A 22629-nucleotide genomic window follows, 5' to 3' on the forward strand; every position below is an offset into this window, starting at 1 on the left:
GGCATCCCAGCACTATGAGGGGTTCGGGCCCGGGACGAAAGGATTTTGGCACCGGATGCCGCTCCTCAGCGCCGGGCAGGTTCGCCGGGCTTGGGGGTCAGCAGGAAGGGGGTGACCTCCTCGGCGGGCAGGTTCGGTGCCACCGCATCCACCGCCTGCTTCTGCTGCTGGTTGAGCTTGATGCGGGCGCGATCCCGGCCGGCCTCGATCAGCTTGGGATCATCCAGCGGGCCCGAGACCCGGAAGTCGATGCGGGTCACCACATCCACCACCGGCTCCAGCAGCTTGGAGAGGGCCAGCACATAGAGCCCGGTGATCGGGGTCAGGGAGAAGGCCGCCACCACCGGCAGGGTGCCGCCCAGGTTCGGGGAGAAGCTCAGATCGTAATCGAGATGCCAGCGCACCAGATCGGCGATGCCCTCGCCACGCAGGTTGCCCGCCGCCCCCTTCATGTAGAAGTCGTTGTTCTCCACCACCCCCTGCTTGATCCTGGCGGAGGCGGACATGGACTCGAAGTAGAAGCCCTTGTCGAACACGTCGCGAAAATCGAGGCGCAGCTTGCGCATCAGGGAGTCGAGGCTCAGCAGGGAGAGCAGGCGCGCCCCCTTGTCGTTGACCTCCCGCAGGGTACCCCCCTCCAGCTGGTAATCGGCACTGCCTGCCAGGGTCGGCAGATCCAGTCGGTAGGGCACGTCACGCCAGTTCAGATCCAGCGCCAGCTTGCCCGGCGCGTCGCCTATGGGCGAGGTGAAGCCGAGTCGCTTGAGCAGCAGCTCGCTGTTCTGGGTGCTGAGGTGGGCACGGGCCCGGGTCTGCATCTGGCCGGACCGCGCCAGCCACTCGGCGCTCCCGCTCAGGGTGCTGCCGGCGAGCCGCATCTCCAACCCCTTGAGATCGAGCCGATTGGCCCCTGGCACCAGTTCCCCTTTGAGCTCCCCGAGGGGCAGGGCACCGAAGCGGCAATCCACGCAGCTGAAGGTGAGCCAGGGAATGGCATCCATGATGGCCTTGTCCTGCCTCGCATCGGGCTCGGGGCTGAGGTCGGATCCCTTGCCTGACCAGTGAATACGGGCGAACTTGGCGTCGATGGGCTGCCTGTCCGTCACGGGAATGCGCACCACCCCCATCACCTCGGGGCTGTCGATCATCACCTCGGTGGCCAGGTTCACCGGCCCCACGGTGAAGTGCACCGCCTTGAGGTTGGCGCTGCCGATGTCGGCCCGGGCGAGCATACCATCGACCCACCACTCCTGAGGCAGGAAGGCGGGGCCGACCACCGCATTGCCGCTGCTCCCCGCCTCCTTGCCCGGCAACCAGCGCGTGAGCCGCGCCAGCCAGCCGGCCACGTCGGCCTGGGGCTGATTGATGGCGAGCAGCATGGGCTTGTCTTGCAGCACCCTGGCCCCGGGCTGGCCGACGTTGACCCGCACCCGGCTGAGGTAGGCAGCCCCCTCGCCATATACCAGCCGGCTCTGCATATCCACATCGGCCCCCAGCACGGCGCGAATGTCGGCGCTGCCGTCGCGGCCCCGTGCCGTGACCTTGAGGGGGAGCCGGCTCCCGGGCGCCTTGGCGAGCGGCACCGGCAGATCCAGCCCCATGCCCTGCAGGTTGGAGTCCAGCGCCAGCTGGAAGCTGAAGGCCTTGTTCTCGGGCAGGGTCAGCCCCAGGGTCCCCGTCCAGTTGCTGCGCCCCTTGAGCATCTCGAGGGCGGGAATGTCCTGGCGCTGGCGACTGCTGTCCCAGAGGCCCTTGAACTTGAGATCCGCCTGATAGCCGTGGGGCAGCTGCTTGCCCCGGTAATCCAGAGTCAGCGGCTGGTTCCAGAGGCTGGCCTTGAGGTTGCTGAAGTGCGTGTGCTCGTTGTCATATTCGAGTCGTCCCTGCACCTTCTCCAGGGGCAGATCCAGGGCGGCGATCCTGACGCTGTTGTCATGGAAGTTCGCCTCTCCGCTGGCCTTGACCTCGCCCTTGCCATCCAGGGGGATGTCCAGCTTGACCGTGCCCTGCAGGGGGCCGCGGATCTCGATCTCCCGCAGCGCCTGACCCACGGAGCCCGCGAGGGGAGACTCCTGCAGGTAACCGCTGATGGCCTGCCCCTCCCCCTGGACCCTGGCATCCACATAGAGGTGCGCGCCGGGGGAGAGATCCGGGATCCAGGCATGCACGGCGTCGGATCTGGCCTTGCCGAGCCGGGTGGCGCTGCTGCGCATATCCAGACCCGCGTTCTGGAACAGCAGATCGATCTGCAGGTCGGTGAGTGGCTGCCAACCGGGGAAGAACTCGTAGGTGGCCCGCTCCAGCGGCACGGCAACCTGGAAGACCCCCTTGCCATTGTCGTAGGGGAAGTCGCGGAATTCGCCATACCAGAGCAGATCGGCCCCCTTGGCCTTGCCCCCCTTGATGGCGCCGCTCAGGTAGTCCACCAGGCCGTCGCTCATCACGGCCAGCGGATAGTAGCGATCCGCATGGGCCGCATTCTTCACGTCGATGCGGCCGGTCAGGGCGAGGAAGGGGTGCTCGAACAGATCGAGGCGGAAACGGCTGGCGAGGCTCAAGTCCTCGTTATCCAGCGCTATGTCCTGGCCGTAGAGCACCCAGCCTTGGGTCTCCCGCCACCAGTCGAGGCGCGCCGAGAGGCTGTCGACCGGGATCGGCACCTTGAAGTGTCGGGCCGGATCCACCTTGCCCTTGCCCAGGGTCAGGCGGGCACTGCCCCCGGCCGGAGTGAGCCAGAAGTCGCCGTCCAGTTTCTGCAGGCCGGGCACGTCGTGCCAGGCTCTGGTCTCGAAGCCCCTGAGCTGCCCGCTCAGGGAGAGCCCCTGCCAGTCGCCATCGGCCTGCAGCACCAGCTCCTGCACCTTGCCCTTGGGCTGGGTGTGCTTGAGGGTCTTGGTCAGCTCGGGATAGAGGCCCGAGACCAGCTGGCTCAGGTTGGCCATCTGGTTGAGATCGATGGCGGGCACATAGCCCTGGATGCGGGAGCCGACCCGCTCTAGCTGCAACCGGCTCTGCAGCCAGGTCGCCCCGTCGAGCTTGAAGGTCACGTCATGGCTGGCGAGCTGCCACTCCTCACCGTCGCGCCGCAGCTGGATCTTGCCCCCCTGCAGATCGAGCCGGTGCGGCTCCCCCTTGACCTCGTCCTTCCAGATCAGGTGGTTGTTGCCAAAGGCCAGCAGGGAGTTGCCGAGCCTCCCCCCCTCGAACTCGCTCCACAGCTGGAAGTCGAGCTGGCCGGTCACCCTGGGTTCGCCGGCGTGGATCCGCGCCAGCATGGGGCTGATGTCCAGCTCGCTGGCCCCCAGGTAGAGCTGGCCCTTGAGCCTGTCGAGGCGCACTTGCGGGGCATCCACGTCGATGATGAGATCGATGGCGCTCTCGCCCACCCCGTTGATGAGGTAGGCCTTGCCCACCCCCTGATGCCGCTTGCCGCGATTCTGCCAGCGCAACTGGGCGATGTTGAGGGCGCGCACCTCTCCGAGCGCCGTGGTCACGCTCAGGCGGCTGTCATGAATGTCGAAGGTGGAGAGCTGGGTCAGCAGGAAGCGCAGCAGGGCCCGCTGCTGATCCGGGCTCTTCTCCCCGGTCGGGGCGGCCGGCTGCGCCAGATCCAGCGCCATGTCGCCGTCGCTCAGCAACAGCTGGCCGAACACCGGCTTCCAGTCGTTGAGGGAGCGCCAGAAGTCGAGGTGGGCCCACACCTTGCCAAGGCGCAGGGAGAAGCGCCCCGAATCGGGGGCGATGGCGAGCCCTTGCAGCTCGAGAGCCGGGCCGCGCTGGGTCCAGCTCAACCCGACATGCTCGACGCTCACCTCCAGCTGGCTGTCGCCGAGCAGGGTGGCGATCAGCGCCTGCCTGTGCTGGTTGAGCAGGGGGCCGCCAAGGCGTACCACGCTGACCAGGATGGCCAGCAGCACGAAGAAGACCCCGAGGGCTAACCAGCCCCGACTCAGCCAGCGGTAGATCAATTACATCATCACCACATCGAATTGTTCCTGCCCACAGAGCGGCTCCGTCACCACCCTGACCTGCTTGCCGATGAAGACTTCCAGCTCGGCCAGACTGTGGGACTCCTCTCCCCGCAGGTAATCGGCCACCGAGGGGGCCGCATAGACGGTGAACTGATCCGCATCGTAGGCGCGGTTGACCCGGATGATCTCCCGCAGGATCTCGAAGCAGACCGACTCCACCGTCTTGACCCGGCCGCGCCCCTTGCACTCGGGGCACTCGGAGCAGAGCACGTGCTCCAGGCTCTCCCGGGTGCGCTTGCGGGTCATCTCCACCAGCCCGAGCTGGGAGAAGCCGTTGACGTTGGTCTTGGCCCTGTCTTTGGCCAGCGCCAGCTCCAGGCTGTGGAGCACCCGGCGGCGGTGATCCTCGGACTGCATGTCGATGAAGTCGATGATGATGATGCCACCCAGGTTGCGCAGGCGCAGGTGGCGGGCGATGGCGGCGGTGGCCTCGACGTTGGTGTTGAAGATGGTCTCTTCCAGGTTGCGATGGCCGACGAAGGCACCTGTGTTGATGTCCACCGTGGTCATGGCTTCGGTCTGGTCGATGATGAGGTAGCCGCCGGATTTCAGCTCCACCTTGCGCTCCAGGGCGCGCTGGATCTCGTTCTCCACGTCGTAGAGATCGAAGATGGGCGACTCGCCGGAGTAGTACTCCAGCTTGTTCGCGAGCTCGGGCACATACTCCCCGGTGAAATGCGAGAGCAGCTCGAAGCTCTGGCGGGAATCGACCCGGATCTTGTCGAGCTCGGCACCGACGAAGTCGCGCACCACCCGGAAGGCCAGGCTGGGATCCTCGTAGAGGATCTTGCAGGGCGGGTACTTCTGCTTGCGCTCCAGGATCTTGCGCCACAGGCGTTTGAGGAAGGCGGCGTCCTGCTCCAGCTCCTGCTCCCCCACCCCTTCGGCGGCGGTGCGGATGATGTAGCCACCCAGCTCGTCCACATAGCCCGCCACCGTGCGCTTGAGGCGCTCCCGCTCCGCTTCGGACTCGATGCGCTGGGAGACGCCCACGTGGGCACTGCCCGGCATGAAGACCAGGTAGCGGGACGGCAGGGTGATGTCGGTGGTGAGACGGGCACCCTTGGTGCCCAGGGGATCTTTCACCACCTGCACCATGATGTCCTGGCCCTGGCGCACCAGCTCGGCGATGTTGCCCGCCTGGAACTGCTCCTTCTCCTTGATCGCCACGCACTCGGTGTGGGGCACTATGTCGGAGGCGTGCAGGAAGGCGGCCTTGTCCATGCCGATGTCGACGAAGGCGGCCTGCATGCCGGGCAGCACCCGGCTGATCTTGCCCTTGTAGATGTTGCCCACTATGCCGCGCTTGGCCTGACGTTCTACATGCACTTCCTGCAGCAGCCCGTTCTCGACCAGGGCGACCCGGGTCTCTGAGGGGGTGACGTTCACCAGCAGTTCTACTGACATAAGTTACCTTGCCTTTCTAGTTTTGAATTCTGGCACGACGAACAACGGGTAACTCAGCAGCGAACTGCTGACGAGGGGATTACCGAGTCTGCTCGAGGTGCTGCTTGATCAACAGATCCGTCTCCAGCAGGGGCAGGCCGACCACGGCGCTGTAGCTCCCCTCGATGCGGCTGACGAACTTGCCCGCGATGCCCTGGATGGCATAGGCACCGGCCTTGTCGCAGGGTTCACCCGTGCGCCAGTAGGCCTCTATCTCGGCCTCGTCCAGCTTGCGGAATGCCACATTGGTGGTGACCAGCCGCACGTCGCAGCGATCCGGGGTGGCCAGGGCCACCGCCGTCATCACCTGGTGGACCTTGCCGGAGAGCGCCTCCAGCATGTCCTTGGCATCGAGCAGGTCGGAGGGTTTCTCCAGCACCCTGTCTCCCAGCACCACTATGGTGTCGGCCCCCAGCACAGGCAATGGGGTCGGGGCCGCGGCCACACCGGCCATCGCCTTGTCACGGGCGAGCCGGCAGACGTAATCCTGGGGCTTTTCGCCCGCCTCCCGCTGCTCGGGCACATCCAGCCTGAGCACCTCGAAACGGTAGCCCAGCTGGGTCAGCAGTTCGTGCCGGCGGGGAGAGCCCGAGGCGAGATAGAGTTGCAGTTCGTTGTGCTTGTTCATATTTACTCAATGAGATGAGACGCAGTTACAATCCGTTGTTTTTGCTCATGTTCACTTGATATTGAAGCGACGGCGTACCTTGCGCAAGACCATAAAAATCCAGGGCCATATTAACATCGTTGTCAACGTCGACCAAAAATAGGCCAGGTTGAGGCTGGCCCGGCTGAACAGGTGCTCGGCCCAGAACACGGTGATCTTGCCCACCAGGGAGAGCAGACCGATGATCAGCGCCTGCTGCCAGAGGGAGAAGTTGCGGATCTTCTGGAACTGGAAGGCCGCCAGATAGGTGGTGATGGCCATGGCCATGGCCCGCACGCCGAGGGTGCTGCCGAGCAGCACGTCCAGCAGCAGGCCCGCCACCCAGGCGGTGCCGACGTTGGTGCGGTGCGGCAACGCCAGCGCCCAGTAGATGAGCACCATGGCGAGCCAGTCCGGCCTGAAGGGTTCGAATTGAAAGGGAAGCGGCAGGATCGAGAGACACAGGGCCAGCAGGATCGAGATCCAGATCCAGATCCTGCCGCTGGCGGGTTGCAGCATCAGCGCGTCGCCTCCGCCGCCGAGGTGGCCGTCGCCGCAGAGGGCGCCGCCACCGGCGCCATGGCCTCGTCGTCATGCACTTCCGGCTTCTTGTCGGTCCACAGCAGCAGCAGGTAACGCAGCCTGTCCAGCGCCACCAGGGGCTTGGCCTCGATCTGGGCGAAGGGCTTGCCCTCCACGTAATCGGATCGGGTCACGGTCGCCACCGGATAACCTTCCGGGAAGCGGCCGCCGAGGCCAGAGGTGACCAGCAGATCGCCGACCTGGACGTCGGTGTTGCGCGGCAGGTTGCGCAGCTCCAGCTTGTCCAGCTCGCCGCTGCCGGAGGCGATGGCGCGCAGATCGTTGCGCAGCACCCGCACCGGAATGCCGTGGCTGGAGTCGGTGATGAGCAGGACGCGGCTGGTGGTGGAGCCCACGTGGAGCACCTGGCCGACCACCCCCTGATCGTTGATCACCGGCTGGCCGTTATAGACGCCGTCCAGCGCCCCCTTGTTGATCAGCACCTGATGGCTGAAGGGATCGGAATCCACCGACAGCAGCTCCGCCACCATCTTGCGGGACTCCTTGTGCACAGGCGAACCCAGCAGCTCGCGCAGACGCTGGTTCTCGTGCTCCAGCTGATCCAGCTTGAGCAGGCGGGAGCGCAGGGTGAACAGCTGCTGCTCCTGCTGCTTGGTCTGCTCGATCAGGCTGGATCGGGTCTGCACCTGGGTCGACATGGTGTCGAGCAGGGTGCCTGGCGCGTTGGCGATGTATTGCAGCGGGCTGACGAGGGAACTCAGATAGACGCGGACGTGCGTGAACACACCGAAGCGGGAATCCGCGACGATGGCAGCGACAGAGATGATGACGGCGAGAAACAACCGTAACTGAAGCGAAGGGCCTCTACCAAAGATGGGTTTCATGAGTCGTCAAAAAAGAGCCGGCGCTCGGCCGGCTTTGGGTCTTATTCGTAGTGGAACAGATCGCCACCGTGCATATCGATCAGTTCCAGCGCCTTGCCACCGCCACGGGCGACACAGGTGAGGGGATCTTCAGCCACGACGACCGGGATGCCGGTCTCTTCCATCAGCAGACGGTCGATGTCTTTGAGCAGGGCGCCACCACCGGTCAGCACCATGCCGCGCTCGGAGATGTCGGACGCCAGCTCGGGCGGGGACTGCTCCAGAGCGACCATGACGGCGGAGACGATGCCGGACAGCGGCTCTTGCAGCGCTTCCAGGATCTCGTTGGAGTTCAGGGTGAAGCTGCGCGGTACCCCTTCGGCCAGGTTGCGACCACGGACTTCGATCTCGCGCACCTCTTCGCCCGGGTAGGCGGAGCCGATCTCGTGCTTGATGCGCTCGGCGGTGGCTTCCCCGATCAGGCTGCCGTAGTTGCGGCGCACGTAGCTGATGATGGCTTCGTCAAACTTGTCGCCACCGATACGCACGGACTGGGAGTAGACCACACCGTTCAGGGAGATGATGGCCACTTCTGTGGTACCACCACCGATGTCCACCACCATGGAACCTGTCGCTTCGGAGACCGGCAGGCCGGCACCGATGGCGGCGGCCATGGGTTCGTCGATCAGGTAGACCTCGCGGGCACCGGCGCCCAGCGCGGATTCCTTGATGGCACGGCGCTCGACCTGGGTGGAGCCGCACGGCACGCACACCAGCACGCGGGGGCTGGGGCGGAAATAGTTGTTGTCGTGAACCTGCTTGATGAAGTGCTGCAGCATCTTCTCGGTCACGTAGAAGTCGGCGATCACGCCGTCCTTCATCGGACGAATGGCGGAGATGTTACCCGGGGTACGACCCAGCATCTGCTTGGCGGCATGACCGACGGCAGCGACCGATTTGGCGTTCCCGCGCTCTTGGCGAATGGCGACAACTGAGGGTTCGTTAAGGACGATCCCTTGATCTTTTACGTAGATCAGGGTGTTGGCAGTTCCCAAATCGATCGACAGATCGTTGGAAAAGACGCCTCTGAGCTTTTTGAACATGGCTACGGGAAATCCTAAGAATTTGGAGGTGCAGAAAACCGGCTAACTTTACCAATGCCCACCCCAATGGGCAAGCGCTCAAACTGTCGCCAGTCAATCAAGCGCGACAAAAATGCGAGTCATCACTCACCCGCTCAGGCCGACAAACACTACGAAACAAGGAGATAAGACGCAGGTCCATCCCAAAGCGCCCTTCTCCCTGTCCCCATATCATTTTCAGGGCATCACTTCGCGGCGATAAATAATGCGATCGTTGCCCCGGCCCAGGCCGAAAATGGCCATGCCATCCAGACTGTCAGGGTCAGAAAGCCAGAGCGGTCGCCGTCCAGATTGCAGTTCTGACTCAGGTTGCTTGCCCAGATCGATCCGGAACGGAATGCGCACAGCCCTGTCCGGGGCAGCAAACTGCAAGGTGATGACCCCATCCTTCGCCCTCTCCACCATGCCGCCGGGGGCGATCGGGCCAAGGCCGAGCCGGATCCGGGTGTTGCCATCCAGCGCCAGATCGCCGCTTCCCTCATCGAAACTCTGGCTGCCATCGGTGAACTCGATGCCCCCATCTTGCAAGGAGAGCCGGGTACATTGATCCGTGTTCATGGCGTGCCAGGCACCCGCCTCGTGATATTGCAGTTGCAGCGACACCGCCAGCCCGGCCGTGGCCACCCCTTGGCGGGTGCCGGCCTGCACCCGGCCGAAGTATGCCTCCATGGGCACCTCATCGATCAGCCTGGCATTGCAGCCGGCGCCACTGCATGACCCCGGCTGTCCGTCGTTGAAGTCGGGACTGGCGATCAGGGTCTGCTCACCATCGTTGTCTTTCATATAAAGGCCAAACGACAGGGCCCGATAGGGGCCGTCTGGCTGACCATCGGTGCGGCGCACAAACTCGGTCGGCCCGTTGAAGTCGGCCTCCCCTGCCGCCCAGGGCAGCGGCCCCAGACTGCGCAGCCGGGCTGAGAGCGACACCCCATCCTTGTTGTTGGCCGCACTCAGGTAGGCATCCCCCTTGGCGAAGTCCCCTCGATAGTTTTGGGCTGTCTCGCCAAACTGATTGCGGGCCTGAATATTCAACTCCGCCAGGAAGGGTTGACCCATATAGGAAAACTCACCGCAGGCGGGGACTATGTTGCCGCTCACCAGGTTGAAGTCCACCGGGATGAAACGCCCCACAGGCACGCTGGCAGCGGGCGGTATGGTGTAGTTGAAATAACCTGCCGCCGGCGGGGTCGCCGTCATCCGGAACACCCCTACCTCGTTGACCGACTGGCCGACGGAGTTGAGGTTGCTGTCCTTCTGGTTAGAGTGGTCGTAGCGGGACGTGCCGACCACAGCCCCGACCCCGGGTTTGGGTGCCACCAGCTCGCTGCCGAGGGCAATATTGGCCAGCGCGAAGTTGGGGGTTGCCTGATTGCCACTGCAGAGATCGCCGTCGTTGTCGGCCTGCCAGGCCACCCCTTTGATATTCAGCTGGAACGCCTCACCGGTCTTCTTGAACACCGGACAACTGGCATCCCCTGCCGCGCAGGTCCCCTGGGCAGGCGTGATGCAGAGCCCCACCGGGCGACTGACAAACAGATCCGAGCCCGTCATCACCAGGCCTGCCGTGTCGCCGCTGCCATCGTGGCGGGCATTGAGCCGCATCTGGCCCGCATCCGGGTAACTCACATCCTTCAGCGTGGTTTCGCCCAGCTCATTGAAATAGAGATCCATGGCAGTGGGAGCCCCCGCCGTGGTGGCTATGGCCGTCTTATCAATCCTTATCTGGCTGCCAAAGAGATTGGTCGCAGGCACGTTGTAATCACTCCAGAACGTGATTCTTTTAGTCTGCTTCTGAAAACTCGGCACGCACAGCTGGCTCGTGTTGTCCTTCCTGACCGCCGTCATCACCACCTGTTGTGGTTTGTTGGCCAGGGTATCCAGCACGTTGAACAGGAAGCCGCTGTCGGCAAAGCTGAGGGTACAGGCGGCATCGCTCAGGGCGCCGCTACCCGCCCGGCAAAGCGTCTCGCTAAGCGGCTTGGTGGACGGTGTCGAGCCACTCACCCCCACCCTCATGGCGCTCGCCAGATTGTTGCGCAGCTGCAATGTGGCGGTGCCGTTGCTGATGGTCACGGTAGCTGTGTTGCCGCTGTAGCTCACCTGGCTGTCGGCTATCCAGCCATTGCTGCCATTTTTAAGCGGCGTCAGGGTAGCGCTTACCGGGTCCATGAACAGCTGGCTGCAGCTGGCGTTGGCGCAGGCCCGTATGATGAGGGTCTCCGGGTTGCAGGTCAGGGCCTGGCCTGAGTGATCGAACTCGAAGTGATCGATCTGGGTGCCCACCGGATTGGAGTTGAGGGCGCAGATCCGGACGTTGTCGATCTGGTGGGCGTTGGTCGCATCCCCTGTGGAACCCGTCAGGGATAACATCAGATTCTCGGGAATGGCCGCCTGGCCACTCTGGGTAGCGGCATTGAAGCTGTCGATAAGGGTGCTGTAAACCCCTCCGGTATTGCGCTCCACCTTGACCAGAGACTGGCCGCTGATACGCGAGTCGATAGTCAGGCGATAGCGATGGGGGCGATTGCTGTCCGAACCGCTGTCCACGGTCGGCGAGAGGCAGTTGCCGCTGGCGTTGTCGGCGCCATCTTTGCAGGTGCCCTTGAGGTAGTTGTAGCCGCTGGTGCCCGAGCCCGAGCCACGCACCACCACGGACTGCTTGCGTCGCCCCTTGTTGGTCGCCCCGCCTTCGCCGGAGAAGTTGCCGTACTCATCTATGCCCACCCCGAGCCAGCCACCGGCAAAGCCGTTGACCCCTGGCTTGAAACCATACCCGAGGGGCCCGCCGAAGGCGCCCGGTTGGGGGGTCACCCTGGCATCCGAGAGCACCACCGCCATGCCGTCCGCCCCGTTGCCACCGTGGGCATACTGGTCGAACTCTATGGTCACCAGGTTGTTGGCGGCGGGGAAGAGCCGCTGGTAAGTCGCCGAGGTGGATTGCTTGGGGCTGGCCTCGGTCATGCCGAGCCGGCCATTGACGATGGCGGGGGTAAAGTCGCCGCTGCTGCGCGCCACCACCCAGTTGTTGCTGAGGGAGCTGGCGGAGAAGTCATCGCTGAAGCAGGTCAGATCCTCTTCACAGATACCGGGCCAGTCACCGGTAAAGGGCTCGTGGATGATCTTGCTGTTATCCGTCATGGTGACATTGACCGCCGATACGGCCCCCGTCAGCTGGGCTTGTTTGCTCATGGACAGATCGCCCGCATTCACATAGAGAATGGCGTTGAGTTTGGCATTGTCGCTCATGGTGACCTTGCCGAAGTGGTAGAACATCAGGTCGTTGGCCTTGCCCCCGGCATTGACCTCCATCTGGCCGCTCAGGGTCAGGTCACTCTTGAGGTAAAGCTGGGCCGCGAAGCCGGTATCGAAGATCAGCTTGTCGTTGCTGCCAAGCTCCAGCTTGTCGATCCAGTGGCTGCCGCCGCGGAAGTAGAGCCGGATGTCGGACGTGCTTTGATGCTTGAAGGTCTTGACGTAGCTGGCCTGCAGATAACCATTGATGACGCCATTGTCGCTCACCTCTAGGGTCTGATGCAGTTTGAGGGTCAGATCGCCGCGACTGCCCGCCGCCGTGATCTTGCCCTGCCCCTCCATCTTGAGCCCATAGACGCTAAGGGTGCTCTGGCCCTGGAAGGTCATGGCACTGTTGCTCTTCATCCTCAGGTTTTTGATGACCCAGTCCCCGGCTCCCATGATCACGCTCTGGCCACTGGCCGAGACATTCATGGTGACGTTCTCTATGTAGCGCGGTTGGAAGACGGCCGTCCCGGTATTACCATTGCCCGAGACCTCCAGGCTGCTGTAGACAGTGGCCCTGGCGTCGTTGAGCTTGCCCTGGCCCGTGACCATCAGATCGTTCACATGAAGGTTTCCCGACCCGGTGACGCCACTGTTGTAATCATTCTTGATGATCATCTTCTGGGCATAGACGGTCGCACCGTTGAGGTTGAGCCTCGCCCCTTCGCTGATCGACAGGGTATCGAAGCGATAGGTCTGGTCCGATTTCAGGGTCGCCACGCAACTGTTGCCTCCCCATGACGCACTCTTGTAATCCCCTGCCGCAGGCGAGATAGCGCCATTACAAGGCAGATCCTCTTGTCCGCCGTAGGAGGGAAAGCCGCCGGGATTGGCCGGAAAATCATTGGGATCCCTGATAAATGCCTGGCTCTTGATCGGGCTGGCCAAGGATCCACTGACATTGCAATTCGATACGTAGGCACCGCCATTGTAGCCCCCGCCGTTGTTACAACTGGCGTTCGGCTGGATGGTTTTGCCAAGGAAGGGGTAATTGGTATCCATAGTGGCGCTGGTGATCCGGCTCTCACCACTCATGGCGAGTCGACCGGGAGAGGCATGGCTCTGAACCGGATAGGTGAAAGCCGCAGTACACTGGCTGACGGCCTGCACCGAGGCGGAGCACCAGATCAGCGCCAGCCAAAGGCCTGAACTCAAGCGGGGCATCATGGGTGCTCACTCCTCATTGGCAGTCTCACGGCATCACTCCATCAAAGGCTTCCGCCACCAGGGTGCGGCTGACGGCAAAGCCCGGGTTGGCGCCCGCTGCCTCTGTGCCACAGGTGCCCAGGCTGGTGAGCCGGTAGGTGGTGCTGGTCTCTCCCCCCTGGCTGGCCTGGATCTCATTGCAGCTCACCGAGACCCGGCACCCGCTCAGGCCGGGATCCTTGTCGAATACCCGGGACGCCACCACCCTGGTGCAGGCGGCGGGCAACTCGGCGCCACTGCGATTGGGAAACAGCTGATAGAGGGCAATTTCCAGCCCGCTCTGGGCCGCCATCAGGGCACGCACCCCGCGCACCTCCACCGTATTCTTCTCGCCGCTGTCCACCAGGAAGCGGCCCATGGCCGCCGCCAGCAGGGCCATGATGACGATGACGAAGAGGGCGACCATGATGGCGCTGCCGCGCTGGGGCGCCAGCCTGCGGGGGGGCCTAGGGAACATTGAGCGTCTCCAGCTTGTGGTTGAAGAGGACGCGCTCGCCGCGCTGCTCAAGCTCCATCCGCAGTCCCACCTCGCTCTGGCTGAAGGCGGCAGGTTCACGGTAGAAGTAATAGAGCGCAGGGCGGATATGCTCGGCCATCAGGGCCGGCGAGCTCCCGTGAAAGTCAGTGCCTATGGCGGCGCTGGCCCGGGTCAGGGCGGCATTCGTCACGCAGTAACGCACCTGCTGACGGGCAAAATAGATGCGCTGCCCCGGCGACTCCTTGGCGAAGGTGTCATCCACCGTCAGCGACAAGGCCCCCGAGACCGGGCTCCCCACCGAGGTGACCCTGGCCACGCAGTTGCCATGGAGGCACCCCTGCTCCAGGTTGAGAGCCGGATCGGCAAGGGGGTAGACGATGGCCTCGTCCTCCTCCCGGGGCAGCACCTCGGGCTCCACTATGGTGAGCCCGCCGCTGGCCGCAGCGCCCAGATAACGGCTGGCGGTGGCGATGGGCCAGAAGCGCAGGCAGGCCCCCTTATCCAGAGGATTGCCCGCCTCATCCTCGATGCGCACCGAGCCCGGCACCGCATCGCGCAGCTCGCGGTTGAGCCGCTCCAGAGCGAAGCGGGCATCGCTCATCAGCTGCTCCCGGCGGCTGACATCCCCGTAAATCTGGGTGCCGATGCCGATAAACTGGCTGGTAAAGGTGGCCATGACCCCGAGCAGCAAGATCACCATCACCAGTTCCACCAGGGTGAAACCCCGTGCCCGCCCGGGTCGGACGCGGTAACGGGCTGTGGTAACAGATGCGTCATCGGACGCGGCATAACGGGAATGCGGCTTGCCCATCAGTAGTTCCCCCGGTAGAGGGTGAAAGCCAGCTCGCTCTGGTCCGGCAGCCGCACTGTCAGGGCGACGCGCTTGCCGATGGATTCGGCCCCCAGGCCCGGGCTCCCGAACAGGGTGTCCGGGGTGACGGCGATCCTGACCTGATAGTGGCGATACTCCTGGTCGCTGACCCCCTCTGCGTCCGTCTGGGTAAACTGGTTGGCGTCCACCCAGTTGCCAGCTGTATCGAAATCATCCACGTCGTTGAACTCGTAGGGGCGCATCTCGCCCCCATCCGGGCCGTACTCGGCGACCGGGGTGCAGGCGGGATAGGTTATCGCAGGGGTGCCGACGGTCTCGGCGCAGCGAAAACGGCCGCCATTGTGATCCGAGTGTTCATCGAAGGATTTTTGCAGCACCTCGCCGAGGATCCGCTGGGCCAGCTGGGCGCCCCGCACCTGCTGCACCGGATCCACCCCCTGGGGCGCCTGATTGATGAGAAGCCCCAGAATACCGGTCAGGGCGATGGCCAGCAGCACAATGCCGACCACGAACTCGATCAGGGTGAAGCCGCGACGGACCTTAGGGGATCGCATGGATATAACCTTCCGGCTCGATGCGCAGCCGGGCGCTCTCCTGCCCGCTGCTCACCACCAGGTTGCAGCCATTGACGCAGGTGGAGGGTGAGAGCGGACGGCCGCTGCGCTTGTCGAAAGTAAAGCTGCCTTGCGGCAGAGAGATATCGCCGGAGGCCGTGACGACGCGCCCTCGGCTCCGCTCGTCCGCCTCCCAGTTATCTATGATGGACCCGGGCGCACAACTGCCCGTCTGGGTCAGGTGAGCGAAGCGACTCTGCTCCAGCACCAGTTGGGTGCAGCGCGCCTCCCCTTCATGCATGTTCATGGTCTGCACCAGCCGCAGCCGGGTCACCAGCTCGTCACGCAGGGTATGGGTTTCAAAGCCGCCTTTGCCCAGCCACTTGGGCACGGCAAAGGCGGCCAGAATCCCGAGCAACAGGATTACGATCACCAGCTCAATCAGGGTAAAACCTTCGTCCCGTTCAGTCATGATGAGCAACCTTTAAAAGAAATAGAGAGAGGACAGCCTCTCTCTATCTTGTTAATTTATAAGATTTACTTACAAGCAGTGACTGCTGCAGTTGGCTGAGAGCCAGAAGTAATAGCTTGTGTATAGGTGACATAACAGTCGGTGGCAGTGCTGGCGGAAACACCAGCCGGGAAGATCCTGATGCTGCTAGATGCAGGAGTACCGAAACTCCAATCATTAGTGCTCAGTTGCAATACTTTCTCCAGATCATCCTTGGTCGCCTTGGGATACCCAAAGGCAATACCGACATTGACACCATTACCGATATCCAGCGTATCGGAAGCTGTAGTGTCTTTACCTGCGATAACAGCCTTGCTGTAGACCATGGCACCGGCAGAATTCAGCGAGCCCTCAACCCCTTTCAGGGTGGAAGTACGCGCATCATCCTGCAGATTCAGGAACTTGGGCGCGGCGGTGACCGCCAGAATGCCCAGGATGATGATCACGATCACCAGTTCGATCAGGGTAAAACCCGCCTGCTTTTTCATTACGTTTTCCTCTGTTTATCAATTGATATTGGTAGTCACCTGGCCGGAGGCCGGGCGGTAACTGAAACTCATGTAGGCATCGGTGCTCCCTTGCGGGTCCTGATAGCGCCCATCACTTCCCTTGCTCAGGCTGTTGACCAGATAGTAACGGCAGACCGAATCCAGTCCATTGTTGCTCACCGTGGCATAGAACTTCAGGTCATTGCCGCTACCGCGCACCTCGTCAAAGTTGGCAGTAGCCTTGGGAGGATTCTGCAACAAGCCCTCCCAAATATTGAGACAGCGGGCCGCCGTCAGATTGGCCGGATCCACATCGGGAGCACCGCTCGCCGCCGTGTCCATGGGATAACCGGGGGAGAGCTCGCCGTTGCTGACCTGGCTGTCGGTCGGCGTGGTCAGATAGAAACGGGAACCGTCGTACAGCACGGTATTGAGGCTGTCCTGCTTGGCACGCCCCTCGGCTTCCCACTGGGCCCGCACCAGGGAGACCCCGGTGGCGAAACCGCCGGACACCCCTTCCACGCTGGCCTTCTTCGCCTCGTCGGTCACGTCGAGAAAACGGGGCAAGGCGGTGACGGCCAGGATCCCCAGAATCACGATGACGATCACCAGCTCGATCAGGGAAAAACCGGCCATCTGACCCGGTCCCTGGCCGGCGCTCACTCTCTTTGCTGCCATGCTGCCTCCGTAATGGTCCGCATTATTTCATGCAGATAGAAAAAAATCATGTCGCTGAAGCACTTGAGAGATCGACTCAAGGCCTCGCCAGTACCCGGCCATCGCTGAAACGGTAGAACAGCCAGTGCCCTTCCCAACCAAACTCGCAACCGTCCCCATGCGGGCTGGCGAGTGCCTGCCAGGAGGGCAGCCCCGGATCCTCGGGGCCGATCAGCGTCAGCCAGAGCTGACGGCAGTTGGCGGAGGGGGACTGCAGCGGCAACACCGCCAGCGGCCAGCCCCGCCCATCGAACTGCCAGGCCACCCCCTCTGCATGCAGCACGGCGGGGCGCCGCTCATCGAACCAGCGCCCGTGCAGTCGCTGGGCCCGCTCGGCAAATTGCTCCCCCAGCAGGCTCAGGCTGACCGCCAGCGCCTCCTCCCTGTGGTTGCGATAGCTCAGGGCCAGGGTGGCAAGGATGACCAGCAGCAAGATGCAGGCGATCAGCCGCCTGTAACCCCCCAGCCAGCGCTCATCCTGCTCGGACTGTCTGCTCATGCCTCCCCCGCACCTTGTCTACCACAAACAGCATGCATCACTGGCCCCGCACCGCTCTCATCATGTCCCACCATCAGGGGAGTGAAGATGCCGCGGCCTATCATTGACCCCGCACCGCTCGCATCATGTCCCACCATCAGGGGAGTGAAGATGCCGCGGCATATCATTGACCCCGCACCGCTCGCATCATGCCCCACCATCAGGGGAGTGAAGATGCCGAGGCCTATCATTGACCCCGCACCGCTCGCATCATGTCCCACATGGGCGTAAAGATACCCAGCGCCAGCACCAGCACCATGACGGCCACTATGCCGATGAGGATCGGCTCGATGCGGGCGGTGAGGCTCTTGAGGTCATAATCCACCTCCCGCTCGTAATACTCGGCCGCCTCGTGCAGCAGCTCGTCCACCTGGCCCGTCTCTTCCCCCACCGCGATCATCTGCATCACCAGAGGGGTGAACAGGCCGCTGGCCCCTGCGGTGCGCAGCAGGCTCTCGCCCCGCTCTATGCCCGCCCGCATGTCGCGGATCTGCCCCGCCATCCAGGCGTTGTCCACCGCATCGGCCACCAGGGTCAGAGCCGTGTTGAGCGGCACCCCGGCCTTGAGCATCATGGAGAAGCTGCGGGCGAAGCGGGCCAGCAGGGAGCGCTCTATGATGGTGCCGACTATGGGCAGTTTGAGCTGCCAGCGGTGCCAGGTCAGCTTGCCCCGGGGGCTGGCGACCCAGCGGCGCCAGCCAAACACCATGCCCGCCAGGATGGCCAGCAGCAGCCACCAGTAGTGGACGAAGAAGTGGGAGGTGGCGAGCAGGATCCGGGTCGCGAGCGGCAGTTCCACCCCGAACTTGGCGAACATGCCGGCAAACACCGGGATCACCATGATATTGAGGATCACCATGGCGATGCCGATGGCGATCATCACGAAGCTGGGGTAGCGCATGGCGGTCTTGATCCGCTTGCGGGTCTCCAGCTCCAGATCGAAATAGTTGGCGAGCTGCAGGAAGGCCTCCTCCAGCTGGCCGGTGTTCTCGCCGACGTGGATGATGGCGACGAACAGGCTGTTGAACACCTTGGGATGGGCCTGCATCGAGCTCGACAGCGGCCGCCCGTTGCCGAGATCCTCCCCCAGGGCATGGAGTGCCCGCTTGAGGGGCTTGCCGTGGGCGCTCTCCTCCAGCCCGGCGATGGCGCGCAGTATGGGGATCCCCGCCCGGGTCAGGGCATACATCTGGCGGCTGAACACCACCAGCTCCTCCAGCTTGACGCTCCCCTCCAGCAGCAGCGACCAGTCGATGCCAGCGGACTTTGCCTTGCCCGCCTTCAGCTCGGTGGGCATCACGCCGCGGCGCATCAGCTGCTCGGCGGCGGCCAGCTCGCTGGCGGCCTCCACCACGCCGCTGACGGCCTGGCCCTGACTGTCACGCCCCTTGTAGTTGAAGCTGCCCATGGCTTATCCCAGATCCTCGGCCAGCCTGAGCACCTCGTCCACCGAGGTGATCCCCTCCCGGGCATAGTCCAGCGCCGTCAGGGCCAGGGGCCGGTAGTGCTCGTGCTCGCGCGCCGCCCGGGCGAAGCCCTCCGCATCGTTGCGGCGCAGGGCATCCATCATGGGTTGATCCAGCTCCAGCAGCTCGTAGACCCCGATCCGGCCCGAATAACCGGTGAAGTTGCAGCTCTGGCAGCCCCGCCCCTTGCGGTAGAGGTGCTGGCCGGGTGCCTCGCCGGAGAGCATGGTGAGCCAGGTGGCCTGCCCCTGGTCCGGCGCCGTCTCGCAGGCGCAGTGTTCACACAGCCGCCGCACCAGGCGCTGGGCCACCACGGCGCGCAGGGCGCTCGCCACCAGATAGCCGGGGGCCCCCATGTCGATGAGGCGCAACGCACTGGTCACCGCATCGTTGGTGTGCAGCGTGGTCAGCACCAGGTGGCCCGTGATGGCGCCGCGCAGGCCTATCTCCACCGTCTCGTTGTCCCGCATCTCCCCCACCAGCAGGATGTCGGGATCCTGACGCAGGGTGGAGCGCAGCACCTGGGAGAAGGTGAGGCCTATCTTGGGGTTGACCTGCACCTGATTGACCCGGGGCAGCCGGTATTCCACCGGATCCTCCACCGTGATGATCTTGTGGCTGGCCTGGTTGAGCTCGGAGAGGGCGCCGTAGAGCGTCGTGGTCTTGCCGCTGCCGGTGGGGCCCGTCACCAGTATCATGCCGTGGGGCCGTTTGAGCTGGCGCCGGAAGCGGCTCAGGATGGCCGGCGGCATGCCGGTCTCCGCCAGGGACAGTATGCCGGAGGATTGATCCAGCAGTCGCATCACCACCGACTCCCCGTACTGCACCGGCATGGTGGACATACGCACATCCACGTCCCGGCCGCGCACCTTCATGGCGAAACGGCCATCCTGGGGCAGCCGCTTCTCGGAGATGTCGAGCCCGGCCACCAGCTTGAGGCGCAGCACCAGCGCCTGGGCGATGCGCACCTCGCTCAGTATGTTTTCATGCAGCACGCCGTCGATGCGCTGGCGAATGCGCAGCACCTTCTCGTCCGGCTCTATGTGGATGTCGGAGGCCCCCACCTGCACCGCGTCCTCGAACAGGGAGCGCAGCAGCTTGGCCACGGTCGCCTCCCCCTCGTCACCGGCCCCGAGATTGCTGGATCCCAGCTCGAAACCGGCGTCCTGATACTCTTCGTGCAGCTGTTCGGCGAAGCTCTCTATCTCCCGGGTGCGGCGATAGAGGCGGTCGAAATACTCCAGCAACTGGCCTTCCCGCGCCACCGCCAGCACCAGTTCCCGCGGGCTGAGCAGGGCGGCGATGGCATCCAGGGCGCTCAGGTCGGCGGGATCAGACATGGCCACGGTCACCTTGTCGTCGCTGAGGTTGACCGCCAGCGCACGGTAGCGACGGGCCTGCACCTCGGGCAACAGGGTCACGGCCGAGGCGTCTATGGTGAGGTTGTTGAGATCGAAGAAGGGCACGTCCAGCTGGCGGGCGAGGAACTGCAGCAACTGCACCTCGCTGATGAAGCCGAGATCGATGAGGGTGGTCCCCAGCTTGCGCCCGGTCTGACGCTGCTGCTGCAGGGCGAGCTGCAACTGATCATCCGAGATGATCTGCTCCTGTACCAACAGGTCGCCGAGGCGCATTTTCAGTCTGGGTTGTGCCATTGCTACTCCGAATTCCTGATTCTGATTACGCCGATGACAGTGATGAACCGCCACCGCGTCCGATTACGTGCCCCTCATCCCGGGAGCCCGACTCGGCCCCGGTCGCCCCCCCTGGGAGAGGGTCAGGGTGAGGACGTCAGCTGGGCAATCCGCTGTTCCAGCCAGCGGGTCGATGCCTCGCCCAGATCCCCGTGCAGCTGGGCATTGCCATAGGCGTCCAGCGCCCGCTGGCGGTGGCCCTGACCATCCTCGGCCACCCCCAGCCCCAGCCACCAGCGCCCCTGATCCGGCTGCTGGCGCAACAACTTGACGTAGAGCTCGGACGCCTGGGCTGGCTGACCCAGCTCCTGGGCGAGCCCCGCCCAGGTGGCGTAATAGTCCAGATTGGCGGCCAGGTCCGGCTGATAACCGGTGAGCCAGTCCAGCGCCTTCTGGCGATCGCCGCCGCTGATGGCCACCCGGGCCAGCAGCAGCCGCAGATCGGCCTGCGCGGGATCCAGCCTCAGCCCCTCCTCCAGCACCTGGCTGGCCTCGGTCAGCCGTCCCTCGCCGTAGAGCAGGCCAGCGAGCTGTTCGCGCGCCCCCTGATTGTGCGGATCATGGAGCAGCACCTGGTAATAGTTGTCCTGGGCCTCCCGCATCTGGCCCTTGGCCATGGCGGTGGTCGCCTTGCGCTCGGCCAGGGCCGCCAGCTCGGGCTCGGAGAGATCCACCGTCTCTATCTTCAGCACGCCGGGTTTGCGGGGCGGGGCGGTCACCTCCTGAGGGGCAGCCTCCTGCTCTGCGGCCAGCTCGGCATAGAGATCCGGCTGCAACTCTTCATCGCTCGGCGTGACCTCATCCTCCGGCGGCATCTCGGCCAGGGCCTGTGACGCCGGGGCCTCGTCGGCGACCTCCCCGCTCGCCGAGGATCCCGTCTCCAGGTCGGCGGTGTCGCCAGCCCTCGCCGCTATGGCACCATCCACCCCAACCACCCCGGAGGCGGCAGCCCCACTGGGTTCGGGGGCAACGGCGACCACCTCGGTGGCAGAGGAGGCAGGCAGCGACGGCTCGCTCACCGGGGCGAGCGAGGTAGTCAACTGAACCGTCGGCTGCGCCGTGCGCTGGCTCTGCTGCCAGTAGATCCAGGTGCGCCAGCCGAGGATGGCCAGCGCCAGGGTGCACAGCAGGGTCAGCACCAGCATCCACCACCCCTGCTGACGCGCCGGCGCCACATAGACGGCGGCGCCATCGGATCCTGACTGGCGCTGCTCCAGATCTTTGAGCATCTGATTGATCACGCTCATGACCAGACTCCATAGGCCAGGGCTGCGCCCAGCAGCAGCAACAGGGGCCACCAGCGCACGAATGAGCCACCACGGGCGTCATCGGTATCGCGAATGGCGAGGCGCACCAGGGCGCTGTCGATCCGGCGCGTCCCGCGGCCGTAGGCCAGCATCAGGCACTTCTGGGCCAACACGTTGATGAGCCGCGGAATGCCGCGGGATGCCCGCCACAGCAGGCGCAGGGCCAGGCCGCCAAACAGCGTCGCCCCGCGATAGCCAGAGACGTGCAGCCTGTGCTCCAGATAGGCTCGGGTTTCATCGCACCGCAGGGGGCGCAGGCAGTAGGAGAAGCCGATGCGCTGGCGAAGCTGGCGCAGGTGGGGCCTGGCCAGCCGGACATCCAGCTCGGGTTGGCCGAACAGCACGATTTGCAGCAGCTTGCTGGACTCCGTCTCCAGATTACCGAACAGGCGGATGGCCTCCAGGGTCTCGTCCGGCAGGGCCTGCGCCTCGTCGATCAGCACCACCACCCGGCTCCCCTGCTGGTGCAGGGCGATGAGGTGGCGATGGATGCGATCCGTGAGATCCAGCTCGCTCTCCCCCTGCACCGCCAGTCCCAGCTCCAGGGCCAGGGCGGTGCGCAGTTCCCCCGGCGTGAGGTGGGGATTGGGCAGCCAGGCCAGGCGTACCGGGCACGCCTCGGAGCCGAGCTCGCTCAGCAGCTTGCGGCAGAGCAGTGTCTTGCCAGTGCCCACCTCGCCGGTCACCTTGATGAAGCCCTCTCCCTGTGCCAGCGCCCAGTTCAGCACCTGCATGGCCTCCTCGTGGGGAGGCAGGCCGTAGTAGAAGCCGGTGTTCGGGGTCAGGCCAAAGGGGGCCTCCTGCAAACCGAAATGGCTCAGGTACATAAGGACGCCCCCCCCAGGCAGAGCTCAAAGGCTCGCGGCAGGG

General features: G+C 64.2%; 18 protein-coding genes. All 18 read right to left on the reverse strand.

Features of this window, described 5'->3' with window-relative positions:
* Positions 1-65: 65 nt before the first annotated feature.
* The 18 genes from HB860_RS17100 to HB860_RS17185 all read right to left on the reverse strand — a co-directional run bounded on the left by HB860_RS17100 (position 66) and on the right by HB860_RS17185 (position 22586).
* A complete protein-coding gene (locus HB860_RS17100) occupies positions 66-3968 on the reverse strand; it encodes a YhdP family protein (protein ID WP_247627394.1) in 3903 nt (1300 codons plus the stop codon).
* Positions 3969-5438: a ribonuclease G gene (gene rng, locus HB860_RS17105; protein ID WP_025325452.1), complete on the reverse strand. Its 1470-nt coding sequence runs from the start codon at positions 5436-5438 to the stop codon at positions 3969-3971. It abuts the gene before it with no gap.
* A 79-nt stretch (positions 5439-5517) separates the two neighbouring features.
* Entirely contained in the window at positions 5518-6105 is a 588-nt protein-coding gene (locus HB860_RS17110; protein WP_202047758.1) for a Maf family protein, read from the reverse strand.
* Positions 6106-6156: 51 nt separating this feature from the next.
* Positions 6157-6642: a rod shape-determining protein MreD gene (gene mreD / locus HB860_RS17115; protein ID WP_025325450.1), complete on the reverse strand. Its 486-nt coding sequence runs from the start codon at positions 6640-6642 to the stop codon at positions 6157-6159.
* Positions 6642-7550 carry a rod shape-determining protein MreC gene (gene mreC, locus HB860_RS17120; protein WP_139439229.1) on the reverse strand — a complete coding sequence of 303 codons (909 nt, stop codon included), beginning with the start codon at positions 7548-7550 and terminating at the stop codon, positions 6642-6644. Before mreC ends, mreD begins: the two co-directional genes overlap by 1 nt.
* Before the next feature lie 41 nt (positions 7551-7591).
* The gene (locus tag HB860_RS17125) at positions 7592-8632 is read right to left on the reverse strand and encodes a rod shape-determining protein (RefSeq protein ID WP_005308111.1); all 1041 of its coding nucleotides are present in this window, start codon (positions 8630-8632) and stop codon (positions 7592-7594) included.
* 216 nt (positions 8633-8848) lie between these two features.
* The gene (locus HB860_RS17130; protein WP_247627395.1) at positions 8849-13135 is read right to left on the reverse strand and encodes a DUF6701 domain-containing protein; all 4287 of its coding nucleotides are present in this window, start codon (positions 13133-13135) and stop codon (positions 8849-8851) included.
* Between the two features lie 25 nt (positions 13136-13160).
* A complete protein-coding gene (locus HB860_RS17135) occupies positions 13161-13631 on the reverse strand; it encodes an MSHA biogenesis protein MshP (protein ID WP_247627396.1) in 471 nt (156 codons plus the stop codon).
* Positions 13621-14463: a PilW family protein gene (locus HB860_RS17140; RefSeq protein WP_282101248.1), complete on the reverse strand. Its 843-nt coding sequence runs from the start codon at positions 14461-14463 to the stop codon at positions 13621-13623. Before HB860_RS17140 ends, HB860_RS17135 begins: the two co-directional genes overlap by 11 nt.
* Positions 14463-15038 carry a prepilin-type N-terminal cleavage/methylation domain-containing protein gene (locus tag HB860_RS17145; RefSeq protein WP_247627397.1) on the reverse strand — a complete coding sequence of 192 codons (576 nt, stop codon included), beginning with the start codon at positions 15036-15038 and terminating at the stop codon, positions 14463-14465. Before HB860_RS17145 ends, HB860_RS17140 begins: the two co-directional genes overlap by 1 nt.
* Positions 15025-15510, reverse strand: coding sequence for a pilus assembly FimT family protein (locus HB860_RS17150; protein WP_247627398.1), 486 nt, complete (start codon positions 15508-15510; stop codon positions 15025-15027). Before HB860_RS17150 ends, HB860_RS17145 begins: the two co-directional genes overlap by 14 nt.
* 65 nt (positions 15511-15575) lie before the next feature.
* Positions 15576-16037 carry a prepilin-type N-terminal cleavage/methylation domain-containing protein gene (locus HB860_RS17155; protein WP_247627399.1) on the reverse strand — a complete coding sequence of 154 codons (462 nt, stop codon included), beginning with the start codon at positions 16035-16037 and terminating at the stop codon, positions 15576-15578.
* 18 nt (positions 16038-16055) lie between these two features.
* Entirely contained in the window at positions 16056-16715 is a 660-nt protein-coding gene (locus HB860_RS17160) for a prepilin-type N-terminal cleavage/methylation domain-containing protein (protein WP_247627400.1), read from the reverse strand.
* 76 nt (positions 16716-16791) lie between these two features.
* Complete coding sequence (locus HB860_RS17165) at positions 16792-17253, reverse strand: hypothetical protein (RefSeq protein ID WP_247627401.1); 462 nt, start codon at positions 17251-17253, stop codon at positions 16792-16794.
* A 226-nt stretch (positions 17254-17479) separates the two neighbouring features.
* On the reverse strand, positions 17480-18700 hold the full coding sequence (locus HB860_RS17170) for a type II secretion system F family protein (RefSeq protein WP_247627402.1): 1221 nt from the start codon (positions 18698-18700) through the stop codon (positions 17480-17482).
* A 3-nt stretch (positions 18701-18703) separates the two neighbouring features.
* Positions 18704-20413 carry an MSHA fimbrial ATPase MshE gene (gene mshE / locus HB860_RS17175; RefSeq protein WP_043129471.1) on the reverse strand — a complete coding sequence of 570 codons (1710 nt, stop codon included), beginning with the start codon at positions 20411-20413 and terminating at the stop codon, positions 18704-18706.
* A gap of 122 nt (positions 20414-20535) precedes the next feature.
* Entirely contained in the window at positions 20536-21699 is a 1164-nt protein-coding gene (locus HB860_RS17180; protein ID WP_247627403.1) for a tetratricopeptide repeat protein, read from the reverse strand.
* Positions 21696-22586 carry an ExeA family protein gene (locus HB860_RS17185; RefSeq protein ID WP_247627404.1) on the reverse strand — a complete coding sequence of 297 codons (891 nt, stop codon included), beginning with the start codon at positions 22584-22586 and terminating at the stop codon, positions 21696-21698. The genes HB860_RS17180 and HB860_RS17185 overlap by 4 nt, the downstream gene beginning before the upstream one ends.
* Positions 22587-22629 lie beyond the last annotated feature (43 nt).

Origin of the sequence: Aeromonas genomosp. paramedia (genome assembly GCF_023093515.1) — a bacterium.
Lineage (GTDB): Bacteria > Pseudomonadota > Gammaproteobacteria > Enterobacterales > Aeromonadaceae > Aeromonas.